Genomic DNA, 13,336 nt, shown 5'->3' with positions numbered 1-13,336 from the left:
GAGCTCAGACGCGCTTCTCGAGATCGCCGGCGCACGCGGCGAGGATGCGCCCGAACACCAGTCTCAACACCGGCGCCACCAGGATTCGGGTCACCGCATCGGCGGCGACCGGTAGCGCCACCTGGACCCGGGTGGTCCAGGTGATCAGCGTCCCGCCCGCGACCGGCGTGAACTCCATGGTGCCGCCGTCGTGGCGCGAGGGCGGGACGCTCTTGTCGACGACGTAGTCGAACGACCTCGGCGCGTCGTAACGGGTGATGCGCTCGTGGAAGCGGCCGATCAACCAGGTGTGCACGCGTACCGCCCCGACGCCGTAGCGGGCGTCGCGACCGGGCTGGGTCAGGGTGTCCCTGAGCACCCACACCGTGCGCTCGTAGTTCGTGCTGTCCGCGCACCAGTCGAAGACCTCCTCGGGGGTTGCCGCGACGTGTCGTTCGACGGTGATGACGTGCATGTTTATCCTTTCAGCGCAACAGTTCTCGGAGGTGGTTGGCGTTGCCCAACTTGTCCGGGTTGCGCACCGCGTAGATGCCGTGAATACGCGCGTCGACGATCTCGAAGAGCAGCAGCTGATGCACCGCATCGCCGTCCCGGAACAGGGCCGCCGGCATCGCGTTGCAGCGGATGAACTCCACGCGGAGCGCCGGCGCGGTACGGGCGACGCCGATGCAGAACTGTCCGACGGCGCGTGCCCCGGTGATCGGCCGCCGCGCCGCGGCGGCCTTACCGCCGCCGTCGGAAATCTGCACGACGTCGGGCGCCAGCAGGTCCATCAACGACTGGAGGTCACCGGTGTGCGCCGCGACCAGGAAGTTGGTGACGACCTGTTCGGCGAGTTCGGGCTCCGGTTCGAATCGTCGCCTGCGGGCATGGACATGGGCGCGGGACCGGTGGGCGATCTGCCGCACCGCGGCGTCGGACTTGCCGGTGATTTCTGCGATCTCGGTCAGGGCGAAGCCGAAGACGTTGTGCAGCACGAAGACCGCCCGCTCGTCGGGCGTCAGCGACTCGAGGACGATCATCATCGCCATCGACACCGAAGCGGCGAGGCCGGCATCGTCGGTCAGGGCCGGACCGGTCGCCACCGGCTCGGGCAGCCAGCTGCCCACATAGTTCTCCCGCCGCCGGTGGATCGTCCGCAAGTGGTTGAGGGCCTGGCGCGCCACGATGCGGGCGAGATAGTTGCGCGGCTGGGCCACCGACGCCCGGTCGACGTCGCGCCACCGGAGGTAGCTCTCCTGTAGCACGTCCTCGGCGTCCACCACGGTGCCCACGATCTCGTAGGCGATCGCGAACAGCAGCGGTCGGTGATCGACGAACACAGAGTCCGACACCTGCCCCCTCCCGTCGACGTCCTGGCATATAGACACCGCGCGGACGTCGAATCGTGACACGGCAACATGTGACCGTCGTCACGAGCCGGTTCAGGTCAGGTAGCGGTAGACCGGCGAACCCGGCTCCAGCGTCTCGACATGCATGTCCGAGCTGCGCATGCGGACCAGCAGCCCGTCGAGGTCAGCGGCCGAGCCGAGCTGGATGCCGACCAGCGCCTCGCCGGTCTCCCGGTTGTTGCGCTTGACGTACTCGAACAGCGTGATGTCGTCGCCCGGACCGAGCACCTCGTCGAGGAAGCGGCGCAGCGCGCCCGGCTCCTGCGGGAAGTCGACCAGGAAATAGTGCTTCAGCCCGAGGTGGACCAGCGAGCGCTCGAGGATCTCGTTGTAGCGCGACACGTCGTTGTTGCCGCCCGAGATCAGGCACACCACCGTGGTCCCCGGCTCGACCGTCGCCTCCAGCAGCCCCGCCACCGCCAGCGCCCCGGCCGGCTCGGCGATGATGCCCTCGTTCTGGTAAAGGTCCAGCATCGCGGTGCACACCGCGCCCTCGTCGACGGTGGTGAGCGACACCATGTCCCCCGCGGCGGTCAGCGCGGCGAACGGCAGCCTGCCCGCGCGGTTCACGGCGGCGCCGTCGACGAACTGGTCGACATGGTCGAGGGTGACCGGTTCGCCGGCGGCCAGGGCGGCGATCATGGCCGCCGCACCCGCCGGTTCCACACCGAGCACCGCGGTGTTGGTGGTGCGCTCGGCCAGATAGGTGGTGATGCCGGAGATGCACCCGCCGCCGCCGACCGGGACGATCACCAGGTCCGGCTCGGCGTCGAGCTGGTCGAGGATCTCCGCGGCGATGGTGCCCTGGCCTGCCATCGTGCGCAGGTCGTCGTACGGCGGGATCAGCGTGGCACCGGTGCGCGCCACGTCGTCGAGGGCGGCCGCCGCGGCCAGGTCGTAGGTGGCGCCGACCGCGATCAGGTCGATGAACTCGCGGCCGTGGTAGCGGATGCGGTCACGCTTCTGCCTGGGCGTCTTGGTCGGCACGTACACCCGGCCCCTGATGCCCATCGACCGGCAGGCCAGCGCGAAGCCCTGGGCGTGGTTGCCGGCCGAGGAGCAGACCACGCCGGCGGCCAGTTCGGCGTCGGACAGCTGCATCAGCAGGTTGTAGGCGCCCCGCAGCTTGTAGGACCGGACCGCCTGCAGGTCTTCGCGCTTGAGGTACACCGTCGCACCGGTGGCCTCGGACAGCCGTTCGGACAGGTGCAGCGGGCTGCGCACCACGATGTCGGCGATCCGCGCGGCGGCCTCGTCGATGTCGGCCGCGGTCAACGGCGACGTGACGGGCTGGCTCAGGTCGGCGGACACCGCTCAATGGTGCCATCCGCCCGTCGCAGGGGTACAGCCGGTTTTGCCCGGCCCGGTCTACTCGGCCGGGCTCAGCACGAACACCGGGATCTCCCGGTCGGTCTTCTCCTGGTACTCGGCGTACTCCGGCCACGCCTCGACGGCCCGCTCCCACCACTCGGCCTTCTCGTCGCCGAACACCTCGCGGGCGTCGTAGTCGCGGGTGGACGGACCGTCCTGCAGTTCGACGCGCGGGTTCTTCTTGATGTTGTGGTACCAGACGGGGTGCTTCGGCGCGCCGCCGAGCGACGCCACCACCGCGTACTCCCCGTTGTTCTCCACCCGCATCAGCGGGGTCTTGCGGAGCTTGCCGGTCTTGGCGCCGACGGTGGTCAGCAGGATGACGGGGCGGCCCTTCAACTCGGTGCCCTCGGTGCCCCCTGAGGCCATGTACTGCTCGGCGTTCTCGCGTGCCCAGTCCGACGTGCTCGGTTCGTATTCTCCGGTCAGCGGCATGAAACAAGCTTAGGCGGGTACAGAAAGCCGGTGCCCGTATTGAGAGTCTCGGCTGGCCGAAACCATGGTTGAGAGGTACCCTCGAACTATGACCACCGCAGGCCATCTCCGTTCCACGGTCGCCCGTGCGACGTGCGATGTGAGCGTCGCCGGTGTGCCATGGCCCGCGTACAAGGTGATCGCGCTGATGCTCGGCGCCTTTGTGACCGTGATCGTCGGCGTCGCCACCATGAGCGCCGCGCCTGCGGTGCTGGCCGGTGCCGCGGCGGCCACCATCGCCTGGCTCGGCCTCGGCGTCTTCTGCACCGACCGCCAGTAGCTCAGCGCTCCAGCAGCCTGCGCAGTTCCTGCAGGTCCGCGGTCACCGCCGCGACGTCTGCCTGGAACTGCTCGTCGGTCATCCCGGCACGCTGCCGCACGGTGAACACGACCTCGCAGCGCGGCACACCGACTCCTGCGGGAACGACGCGCAGTGCGTTGTACACCGCTTCGCCGGACGGCAGCCGCACGACATGGTCGATCACGCCGAACTCGTTGACCGGCGCGAACTCGACGCTCACCCGCCCCATCGGCGAGTCGGCCACCCAGCCCTCGTCGCTTCGCCGCAGCTCACCCGCGGCCAGTCCCGCCGCCCAGCGCGGCATCTGCTCCGGGTCGGAGGCGAAGGCGTACACCACCTCCGGCGGCGCGTCGATCCACACCCCGATGTGACGAGAGGTCTGCGCGGTGTCGCCGGTCATGTCGTCGGTCACCGGTCCATCGTGACGCAGCCGCCGTGCGTCGCCGAGCCGATCGCGTGCACCCCGCATGTGCAGTCGTCGATCGAGGGACAGGTGCACGCCATCCCCCACTCGACGATCTCCCTCGCCCGGCGCAACTCGTCTATCCTGGCGTCGATCTCGGCGAGCTTCGACCGCGCCAGCGCCCGGCTGACGGGCCGCCCCGGCACATCGTCGGCGAACAGCACGGCGATGTCCTCCAGTGCGAATCCCGCCGTCTTGCACAGCCGGATCACTTCGAGCCGGGCCAGGATCGCGTCGCCGTAACGGCGCTGACCCCCCACCCGTGCCGCGGGCGCCAGCAGCCCGATCTGCTCGTAGTACCGCAGTGTGGTCGCCGCGATCCCCGCACGGCGGACCACCTCGCCGATCGTCAGGCTCGCCGTCATCGCCCCCGCCCCCCTCTTGACTTGGAGTCAACTCTAAGTGCTGGACTCGACACCATGCAGACCGTCGACGACCTCCGACACTCCCGCTACGCGCTGCTGCGCACCTACCGTCGCGACGGCACCCCCGTCGACACCCCGATCTGGTTCGCGTTCGACGGCTCCGCGCTGGTGTTCCGCACGAAGATCGGCCCGAAGACCCGCCGACTGACCCACGACCCACGCGTGCAACTGCGGGTGTGCGACCACCGGGGCCGCGTCAGCCCCGAAGCCGGGACCGTCGACGGGCGGGCGACGATCCTGGCCGGCGCCCCTGCCGCAGCGGCCGACGAGCTGCTGCGCCGCCGCTACGGCTGGCAGTACAACGTGGTCCCGCTGCTGAAGATCCCGGGCGTGCGCAACGTGCACAGCAACCTGCCGTGGCGCGAGAAGATGCGACGGGCGCGCGCCCGCCACCTCTGGCACGACAGCGCGATCGTCCGGATCGACCTCTAACCGCCGAGGCAGCCCGGGCCGAGCAGCGCCTTCAGGTCGCCCATCAGCGCCGGTGACGGGGTGACCCGCAGCGCCTGATCCAGTTCCAGGGTGGTGATGCGCTCACCGCTGATCAGCCGCAGGTGCACCTGCGACACCCCCGGGTGGTTGGCCAGCACCGCCTTGAGCGCGCTCACCTTGTCCACGGTGCACTGGCGCGTCGGCAGGCTCACCGCGAGCGGGCGGTTCACCTGCGCGCTGGAGAAGTCGGGCACCACCAGTTCGTGGGCGATCAGCGCGATCCGGTCGTCCCGGGCGGCCACCTTCGCCTTCACCAGCACCACCACGTCGTCGGCGATCTCAGCGCCGAACAACGAGTAGGTCTGCGGGAAGAACAACACCTCGATGCCGCCGGTGAGATCCTCGAGTTGCGCTGAGGCCCAGGGCAATCCGTTCTTGTTCACCCGCCGGTTCACCGAGGCGAGGATGCCGCCAACCAGCACCTGCGCGTCGTTGGCGACGTCACCGTCGAGAATCGCCGGGATCTGGGTGTCGACCTGGTTGGCCAGCAGATGGGCCACCCCGTTGAGCGGGTGCCCGGACACGTACAGCCCGAGCATCTCCCGTTCCAGGGCGAGCTTGTGCTTGTCCTCCCACTCCTCGTCGGGCACCTTGATGGTGAACACCGCGTCGGTCGCGGTGTCGGCGCCGCCGAACAGGTCGAACTGCCCCATCGCCTCGGCCTTCTTGGTGCCAAGCACCGAGTCCACCGCGTCGGTGTGCACCAGGAACAGGCCCTTGCGGGGATGGCCGAGCGAATCGAAGGCGCCGGCCTTGATCAGCGACTCCGTCACCTTCTTGTTGCACGCCGAGATGTCGATCTTGTTCAGGTAGTCCGAGAAGTCGGTGTACTTGCCCTTCGCGGCGCGCGTGTTCACCAGCGACGCCACCACATTCGCGCCGACGTTGCGCACCGCGCCGAGCCCGAACCGGATGTCGGTACCGACCGAGGCGAAGTTCTGCACCGACTCGTTGACATCCGGCGGCAGCACGGTGATGCCCAGCCGGCGGCAGTCGGCCAGATAGACCGCGGCCTTGTCCTTGTCGTCGCCGACGGAGGTGAGCAGACCCGCCATGTACTCGGCCGGGTAATTGGCCTTCAGGTACGCGGTCCAGTAGGACACCAGCCCGTACCCGGCGGCGTGGGACTTGTTGAACGCGTAGTCGGCGAAGGGCAGCACGGTGTCCCACAGCGCCTTGACCGCCGCCGCGGAGAACCCGTTGGCCTTCATGCCGTCGGAGAAGCCCTCGAACTCCTTCTCCAGCACCTCGCGCTTCTTCTTGCCCATGGCCTTGCGCAGGATGTCGGCTCGAGCGAGCGAGTAGCCGGCCACCTTCTGCGCGATGCGCATGATCTGCTCTTGGTAGACGATCAGGCCGTAGGTCTCGGCGAGGATCTCGCGCAGCGGCTCCTCGAGCTCGGGATGGATCGGCTTGATGGCCTGACGGTTGTTCTTGCGGTCGGCGTAGTCGTTGTGGGCGTTCATGCCCATCGGCCCCGGCCGGTACAGCGCGATCACCGCGACGACGTCCTCGAACCCCGTCGGCTGCATCCGCCGCAGCAGGTCGCGCATCGGCCCGCCGTCGAGCTGGAACACACCCAGCGTGTCGCCACGTCCGAGCAGTTCGTAGGCCGCCGGGTCGTCGAGCGGCACGGTGTCCAGGTCGAGGTCGATGCCCCGGTTGGCCCTGATGTTCTCCAGGCAGTCGCCGATGATCGTCAGGTTCCGCAGGCCCAGGAAGTCCATTTTCAGCAGGCCGATGGCCTCGCACGACGGATAGTCCCAGCCGGTGATCACCGCGCCGTCCTGCGGCCGCCGCCACAGCGGGATGGCGTCGACCAGCGGCTCGGAGCTCATGATCACCGCACAGGCGTGCACGCCGGCGTTGCGGACCAGGCCCTCGAGCCCGCGCGCGGTCTCGTAGATGGTCCGCACGTCGGGGTCGGTGTCGATCAGCCCGCGGACCTCGGTGGCCTCCTTGTACCGATCGTGGGCCGGATCGGTGATGCCCGAGAGCGGGATGTCCTTGGCCATGATCGGCGGCGGCAGCGCCTTGGTGATCCGGTCGGCGATCGCGAAGCCGGGCTGTCCGTAGTGCACCCGCGCCGAATCCTTCAGCGCCGCTTTGGTCTTGATGGTGCCGAAGGTGATGACCTGGGCCACCCGGTCGCTGCCCCACTTGTTGGCGGCGTAGCGCAGCATCTCACCGCGGCGGCGGTCGTCGAAGTCGATGTCGATGTCGGGCATCGAGACGCGCTCGGGGTTGAGGAACCGCTCGAACAGCAGCCCGTACGGGATCGGGTCGATGTTGGTGATGCCCATCGCGTAGGCCACCAGCGAGCCCGCCGCCGATCCGCGCCCCGGCCCCACCCGGATGTCCACCGAGCGGGCGTAGTTGATCAGGTCGGCGACGATGAGGAAGTACGACGGGTAACCCTTGTCGCAGATGACCTTGATCTCGAAGTCGGCGCGGTCGAGGTACTCCTGCGGCACCGTTCCGCCGGAGAAGCGGCGCTCCAGGCCGGCGCTCACCTCGTGCCGCAGCCAGCTCTCCTGCGAATGACCCTCGGGCACCGGGAAGACCGGCATCCGGTCGCGCGGCTGCCACACCTCGGCGTAGGACTGCACGCGCTCGGCGATGAGCAGCGTCGAGTCGCACGCGCCGGGGACCTGTTGGTCCCACAGCGCCCGCATCTCCGCCGCCGACTTCAGGTAGTAGCCGTCGCCGTCGAATTTGAAGCGGGTGGGGTCCGACAGCGTCTTGCCGGTCTGGATGCACAGCAGCGCCTCGTGGTTCTGGGAGGCGTCACGGGTGACGTAGTGGCAGTCGTTGGTGGCCAGCGGCGGGATGGACAGCTTGCGGCCCACCTCCACCAGTCCCTCGCGGACCCGGCGCTCGATGTCGAGGCCGTGGTCCATCAGCTCGAGGAAGAAGTTCTCCGGCCCGAAGATCTCCCGCCACTTGGCCGCCGCCTCCAGCGCCTCGCGCTCGTGCCCGAGCCGCAGCCGCGTCTGCACCTCGCCCGACGGACAGCCGGTGGTGGCGATGATGCCCTCGGCGTGCTCGGCGATGATCTCGGCGTCCATCCGCGACCACTTGCCGAGCTGCCCCTCGAACGAGGCCAGCGACGACAGCTTGAACAGGTTGCGCAGGCCGGTGGCGTTCTCGGCCACCATCGTCATGTGCGTGTACGAGCCGCTGCCCGACACGTCGTCACTCTTCTGACTCGGGTCGCCCCAGAGCACCCGCTTGGTGTCGAACCGCGACGCCGGGGCGATGTAGGCCTCCACCCCGATGATCGGCGTGATCCCGACGTCGGTGGCGGCGTTGTAGAACTCGCTGGCGCCGAACATGTTGCCGTGGTCGGTCATCCCGATCGCAGGCATCTCGAGCCGCTGCGCCTCGGCGAGCATCGGCTTTACCTTCGCGGCACCGTCGAGCATCGAGTATTCGGTGTGGTTGTGCAGGTGAACAAACGACCCCGAGGACTTAGACGATGAACCGCTCATAGGGTGGCCAGTCTATGACCGACCTCCGACACCGCTCGGCGTGTCGCGATGCGTGTCTTCGGCCTCAAGCCGGCCGGTCGCCGGCGTGGTTGGTGGGCAGCCCGCCGGCGAACAACCGGACCAGCTGCTGCGTCACCGGTTCCATGTCGTCGGGACGTGCGACGAAGCTCGCGTAGCACCCGAGGCCCCACATCACGACGTGCAGCATCGACACGATCCCTGCAGTGTCGGCGTCGGCCCGGATCTCGCCGTGCGCGACGCCGTCCTCGACCACCCTGGTGAGGAACTGCCGCACCGGCGACGGCGCGCTGAACGGCAGCAGCTCGGGGTTGCGCTGCGGTTCGAGCCGGGCCGAGATGGTGAAGGCGATGGTCGAGCGGTCGCGGTGTTCGGCCTCCTGCAGAGCGACGAAGAAGGTGGCCAGCCGGTCGAGTAGCGCGTCGTGCGCCAGCGCCCGCTCGACAGCCGAGGTGAGCATCGACTTCGCCTCTTCAATCACGGCGCGGTACACGTCCTCGCGGGTGGCGAAGTAGTAGTGCAGCGTCGGCCGGCTCAGTCCGGTGTGCTTGGAGATCGCCTGGAACGTCATCGCCGGGTAGCCGCGCTGGTTGATCACCTCGCGCGCGGCACGCACGATGCGGCGGCGGGTCTGCGCGGAGTCGGCGCCGACCGGGCGACCACGCCCCCGCGCAGCCGGCACGCTGCGACCCCCTCGCTGCACGAGCAAACCGTATGGCATCGGCGTTGATCATGGCAACGGTCCGCGGCGCCGTGGCCGGTCAGGGCATGCGTCGCCGCAGATGGGCGGCCACGCCGGCGTCCGTGGTCAGCTCGATGGCGCGTCGGTACGCGGCCGCCGCCTCCTCGGGCCGGCCGGCCGCGGTGAGCAGATGGCCGCGGGTCGCCCAGGCCGGCTGGAATCGGACGACCGCCGGTTCGGTGATCGCGTCGAGCACCCGCAGCCCCGCCGCGGGCCCGTCGATCCGCGCTTCGACGGCCGCGGTCGCCACCGCCGCGCCGAGCGACGGCGCCACGCGCATGAGCGCCCGGTGCAACCGCCGCAGCGCCTCCAGGTCGACCGGCCCGTGCCTGCCCGCGCAGTGCGCCGACTGGATCGCCGCCTCGTACTGGAACCGGCCCGGCCTGCCCCGGGTGTGCGCACGCCGCAGCAGGTCCTCGCCGCGCGCGATGAGCCGGGCGTCCCACAGTGCGGTGTCCTGCTCGTCGAGCGGGATGAACGACCCGTCGCGGCCACGCCTGGCCGTGCGGCGTGCCTCGCCGAGGCAGATCAGTGCCGCCAGGCCGAGCACCTCCGGCTCGTCGGGCATCAGTTCGGTCAGCACGTCGGCCAGGTGCAGCGCCTCGGCGGACAGCGTCTGCGGCACGTCGCCGGCCGGACAGTCGATGGCCGGCCAGTCGATGGCGTACGCCCCGTAGACCGCCTCGAGCACAGCGGGCAGGCGGACCGCCAGCTCTGCGGGATCCGGTACGGCGAACGGGATCCCGGCATCCCGGATGCGCTTCTTCGCCCGCACCAGCCGTTGCGCCATCGTCGCGGGCTCGACGGCGAACGCCGCGGCGATGTCGGCGGCCCGGACGCCGAGCACCGTCTGCAGCATCAGCGGCGTGCGGACGTCGGCCGCGATCGCGGGATGCGCGCACACCAGCATCAGCTCGAGGCGGCTGTCCGGGATCGTGACCGGCTCGCCGGCGTCCGCCACCGGCTCCTCGGTCGCGGTGAGCGGCCGGGTGTTCCGGTGGGCCGCGGACTTCCAGGTGTCGCGCAGCCGGTTGCGTGCGACGGTGAGCACCCAGCCCTCCGGATTGGCCGGGACCCCGTCGGCCGGCCAGCGCCGCAGGGCGCGTTCGAGGGCGTCGGCCAGCGCGTCCTCCGCGGCGGCGATGTCGCGGCCCGGCGCGGCCAGCACAGCGAGCAGCCGGCCGTACGACTCGCAGGTGAGCTGGGCGAGCCGTGCGGCGGGCAGGCTCTCACTCAGGGGTGTACCAGCCGCGGCCACGGGCATAGGTGACGGCCACCGGACGGATCTCGACCGAACCGAAGTGCGCCGCCGGGTTGCGCTGCGCCCACCCGATCGCCGCGTCGAGGTCCGGCACGTCGATCACGAAGATGCCGCCCAGCCGCTCCCTGGTGTCGGCGAACGGACCGTCCTGGATGTCGACGGTGCCGGTCCTCGCGGATACGGTGGTGGTGGCCGTGGCGGACTGCAGCACCTGAGTGCCGACGAGCACGCCCGCGGCGTCGAGGTCGTCGGCGTAGCGGGCGAAGGCGGCCCGACCCTCGGCCAGCGCCTCCTCGGGCACGCCGGCCTCCGACGCCTCCTGGTAGTGGGTGATCAGGCAGTACTGCATGGCTCCTCCTTGGTCGCGGTGCGCACCGTGTTCTGCGGTGTCACCGTGATGACGATCCGGACGCCGCCGGATCGACAGGCAGCGCATCCCCCGCGGCCGGTTTCCTGCGCAGTGCGTCCAACGTCATCACCGCGAGCGCCGTCCAGATCAGCGCGAAGCCGACCCACCGGGCGACCGGCATCGGTTCGTGGCCGACCAGCACGCCCCACACCATCTGCAGACCCGGGTTCAGGTAGAACAGCAGGCCGATCGTCACGAGCGGCAACCGTTGCGCGGCCGCGGCGAACAGCAGCAGCGGGACGGCGGTGATGGGACCCGACAGCACCATCAGCACGGAGTGCGCGGTCCCCTCGTGCGGGAAGTGTCCCTGCCCCAGCACCGCGAGCACGATGAGATAGCCGGCTGCCACGGGCAGCGAGATGAAGTTCTCGACGGCCACGCTGACGCGTGGGTCGGCCACCACCACCTTCTTCACCACGCCGTACAGCGCGAACGACACCGCGAGGACACCGGCGATGTAGGGCGGGGTGCCCACGCCCACCGTGAGCACCACCACCGCCACCACGGCGAGCGCCAGCGCGACGAGTTGCCACCTGCCGATGCGCTCCCGGAACACCAGCACGCCGAGGGCGACAGTCACCAACGGGTTGATGAAGTAACCGAGCGCGGCGTCCACGACGTGACCGTTGGTCGCGGCGTAGATGTAGACCCCCCAGTTCAAGGCGATCAGCACCGAGGCGGCCGCCAGCAGCAGCCAGGCGCGCCCACGGAGCCTGCGCAGGTCGCCGAAACGGCGGACCACCAGCAGCACCAGCGCCATGCACACCGCGCTCCACACGATCCGGTGGGCGAGCACCTCCACCGACCCGGCGGGCAGCAGCAGCGGGAAGTATCCGGGGCACAGGCCCCACCAGGTGAAGGCGCCGACGCCGAACAGCGTGCCGGCGCGCCCCCCGCGGGCCTCGCCGGTCACAGCGCGTGGTCGTGCAGCACCTCGAGGGCGTGCCGCAGGTCCGCGGGATAGGGGCTGGTGATCTCGACGCGCCTGCCGTCCGCGGGATGCGCGAACGCCAGCGACCGCGCATGCAGCCACTGTCGTTCCAGGCCGAGCCGGCGGGCGAGGGTGGGGTCGGCGCCGTAGGTCAGGTCACCGCAGCACGGGTGGTGCAGCGCGGCGAAGTGCACGCGGATCTGGTGGGTGCGCCCCGTCTCGAGCTCGATGTCCAGCAGGCTGGCGGCCTGGAATGCCTCGACGGTGTCGTAGTGCGTGACGCTGTGCCGGCCGCCCTCGGTGACCGCGAACTTCCAGTCGTGCCCGCGGTGCCTGCCGATGGGCGCATCGATGGTTCCGCTGCTCGGATCCGGGTGACCCTGCACCAGCGCGTGGTAGCGCTTGTGCACGGTGCGCTCCTTGAACGCCCGCTTGAGCAGGGTGTACGCGCGTTCGGACAGCGCGACGACCATCACACCGGAGGTGCCGACGTCGAGTCGGTGCACGATGCCCTGGCGTTCGTGGATGCCCGAGGTGCTGATCCGGAACCCCGCGGCGGCCAGCCCGCCCAGCACCGTGGGCCCGTGCCAGCCGACGGTGGCGTGCGCGGCCACGCCGGGCGGCTTGTCGACCGCCACGATGTCGTCGTCGGAGTACAGGATGTCCATGCCCTCGATGTCGACCGGGGTGTTCTCCACCGGCGCCGGCGCCTCGGGCAGCCGCACCTCCAGCCACGCCCCCGCCGTGAGCCGGTCGGACTTGCCGGCCGGGGCGCCGTCGAGGTCGACTCCGCCGTCCTCGGCGAGCGCCGCGGCGGCGGTGCGTGACAGCCCCAGCAGCCTCGACAGACCGGCGTCGACCCGCATACCGCTCAGCCCCTCGGGGACCGGCATCGACCTGGTGGCCACTACGCGTTGTCGGCGGGCGGGTCGGCGGGACGGTCGGCCGGCGTCGCGGCCGCCGTCTCGGGTGTGCGGCGCGTCGGGCTGTCGAAGTCGAAGCCGAACAGCGACAGCGCCACCAGCAGGATCGCGCCGCCGACCACCGACGGGTCGGCGACGTTGAAGACGGGGAACCAGCCCACCGAGAAGAAGTCCACCACGTGGCCGCGCAGCGGGCCGGGTGAGCGGAAGAAGCGGTCGACGAGGTTTCCGGTCGCGCCGCCCAGGATCATGCCGAGGCCCAGCGCCCACCATGGCGACACCAGCCGCCTGCCCATCCAGATGATGCCGATCACCACGCCGGTCGCGACCAGGGTGAGCGCCCAGGTGTAGCCGGTGGCCATGGAGAACGCCGCGCCGGAGTTGCGCACCAGCGTCCAGGTCACGGTGTCACCGATGATCGACACCGGCTGCCCGGGTGTCAGCAGCTTGACGGCGAGCACCTTGGTGACGATGTCGCAGATCAGCACCACCGCGGCCACGCTCACCAGCAGCCGCACCCGGCGCCTCGGCGGCGCCTCGTCGGGCGCCGCGTCGCCGCCGGCTGCGGCGCCGGTCGCCCGGTCGAGGGGGCCCGGTGTTTCGTCAGTCACCGGACCATCATCCCAAACCGGCCGATGGGGAAG

Annotated in this window: 15 protein-coding genes; 2 read left to right on the top strand and 13 right to left on the bottom strand. The window is 70.2% G+C overall.

The features are described from left to right. Window positions 1-4 precede the first annotated feature (4 nt). The 4 genes from O6P37_RS12415 to O6P37_RS12400 form a co-directional block, all read right to left on the bottom strand. The gene (locus tag O6P37_RS12415; RefSeq protein WP_269894342.1) at window positions 5-454 is read right to left on the bottom strand and encodes an SRPBCC family protein; all 450 of its coding nucleotides are present in this window, start codon (window positions 452-454) and stop codon (window positions 5-7) included. 10 nt (window positions 455-464) lie between these two features. Beyond that, window positions 465-1,334: an RNA polymerase sigma factor SigJ gene (gene sigJ / locus O6P37_RS12410; RefSeq protein WP_269894341.1), complete on the bottom strand. Its 870-nt coding sequence runs from the start codon at window positions 1,332-1,334 to the stop codon at window positions 465-467. 90 nt (window positions 1,335-1,424) lie between these two features. Continuing rightward, window positions 1,425-2,702, bottom strand: coding sequence for a threonine ammonia-lyase IlvA (gene ilvA / locus O6P37_RS12405; RefSeq protein WP_264015646.1), 1,278 nt, complete (start codon window positions 2,700-2,702; stop codon window positions 1,425-1,427). A gap of 57 nt (window positions 2,703-2,759) precedes the next feature. Further along, window positions 2,760-3,197 (bottom strand): nitroreductase family deazaflavin-dependent oxidoreductase, encoded by a 438-nt coding sequence (locus O6P37_RS12400; RefSeq protein ID WP_269894340.1) that lies wholly within the window; start codon window positions 3,195-3,197, stop codon window positions 2,760-2,762. A gap of 88 nt (window positions 3,198-3,285) precedes the next feature. On the opposite strand from O6P37_RS12400, the gene O6P37_RS12395 reads away from it, so the two are divergent. Then, window positions 3,286-3,516, top strand: a complete 231-nt coding sequence (locus O6P37_RS12395; protein ID WP_269894339.1) for a hypothetical protein — start codon at window positions 3,286-3,288, stop codon at window positions 3,514-3,516. A 1-nt stretch (window position 3,517) separates the two neighbouring features. Here O6P37_RS12395 and O6P37_RS12390 read toward each other — a convergent pair whose 3' ends face one another. Further along, window positions 3,518-3,937, bottom strand: a complete 420-nt coding sequence (locus O6P37_RS12390) for an SRPBCC family protein (RefSeq protein ID WP_269894489.1) — start codon at window positions 3,935-3,937, stop codon at window positions 3,518-3,520. An 8-nt stretch (window positions 3,938-3,945) separates the two neighbouring features. Continuing rightward, complete coding sequence (locus O6P37_RS12385; protein WP_269894338.1) at window positions 3,946-4,365, bottom strand: MerR family transcriptional regulator; 420 nt, start codon at window positions 4,363-4,365, stop codon at window positions 3,946-3,948. Between the two features lie 54 nt (window positions 4,366-4,419). On the opposite strand from O6P37_RS12385, the gene O6P37_RS12380 reads away from it, so the two are divergent. After that, complete coding sequence (locus O6P37_RS12380) at window positions 4,420-4,857, top strand: PPOX class F420-dependent oxidoreductase (RefSeq protein WP_269894337.1); 438 nt, start codon at window positions 4,420-4,422, stop codon at window positions 4,855-4,857. Here the strand turns inward: O6P37_RS12380 and dnaE are convergent. The 7 genes from dnaE to lspA form a co-directional block, all read right to left on the bottom strand. After that, the gene (gene dnaE / locus O6P37_RS12375; protein WP_269894336.1) at window positions 4,854-8,408 is read right to left on the bottom strand and encodes a DNA polymerase III subunit alpha; all 3,555 of its coding nucleotides are present in this window, start codon (window positions 8,406-8,408) and stop codon (window positions 4,854-4,856) included. The two genes, O6P37_RS12380 and dnaE, sit on opposite strands and share 4 nt — an antisense overlap. A 64-nt stretch (window positions 8,409-8,472) precedes the next feature. Next, complete coding sequence (locus tag O6P37_RS12370; protein ID WP_269894335.1) at window positions 8,473-9,129, bottom strand: TetR/AcrR family transcriptional regulator; 657 nt, start codon at window positions 9,127-9,129, stop codon at window positions 8,473-8,475. Between the two features lie 58 nt (window positions 9,130-9,187). Beyond that, entirely contained in the window at window positions 9,188-10,345 is a 1,158-nt protein-coding gene (locus tag O6P37_RS12365; protein ID WP_408633162.1) for an RNA polymerase sigma factor, read from the bottom strand. 52 nt (window positions 10,346-10,397) lie between these two features. Further along, on the bottom strand, window positions 10,398-10,778 hold the full coding sequence (locus tag O6P37_RS12360) for a YciI family protein (RefSeq protein WP_269894333.1): 381 nt from the start codon (window positions 10,776-10,778) through the stop codon (window positions 10,398-10,400). Window positions 10,779-10,818: 40 nt separating this feature from the next. Further along, on the bottom strand, window positions 10,819-11,751 hold the full coding sequence (gene rarD / locus O6P37_RS12355; RefSeq protein ID WP_269894332.1) for an EamA family transporter RarD: 933 nt from the start codon (window positions 11,749-11,751) through the stop codon (window positions 10,819-10,821). Further along, on the bottom strand, window positions 11,748-12,677 hold the full coding sequence (locus tag O6P37_RS12350; protein ID WP_269894331.1) for an RluA family pseudouridine synthase: 930 nt from the start codon (window positions 12,675-12,677) through the stop codon (window positions 11,748-11,750). The genes rarD and O6P37_RS12350 overlap by 4 nt, the downstream gene beginning before the upstream one ends. Beyond that, window positions 12,677-13,303 carry a signal peptidase II gene (lspA, locus tag O6P37_RS12345; protein ID WP_408633158.1) on the bottom strand — a complete coding sequence of 209 codons (627 nt, stop codon included), beginning with the start codon at window positions 13,301-13,303 and terminating at the stop codon, window positions 12,677-12,679. The genes O6P37_RS12350 and lspA overlap by 1 nt, the downstream gene beginning before the upstream one ends. Window positions 13,304-13,336: the final 33 nt, after the last annotated feature.

Source organism: Mycobacterium hippophais, assembly GCF_027529605.1.
GTDB lineage: Bacteria > Actinomycetota > Actinomycetes > Mycobacteriales > Mycobacteriaceae > Mycobacterium > Mycobacterium arseniciresistens.
The sequence above is the reverse complement of the archived record's forward strand: the minus strand, read 5'-3'. Positions and strand labels throughout refer to the sequence as shown.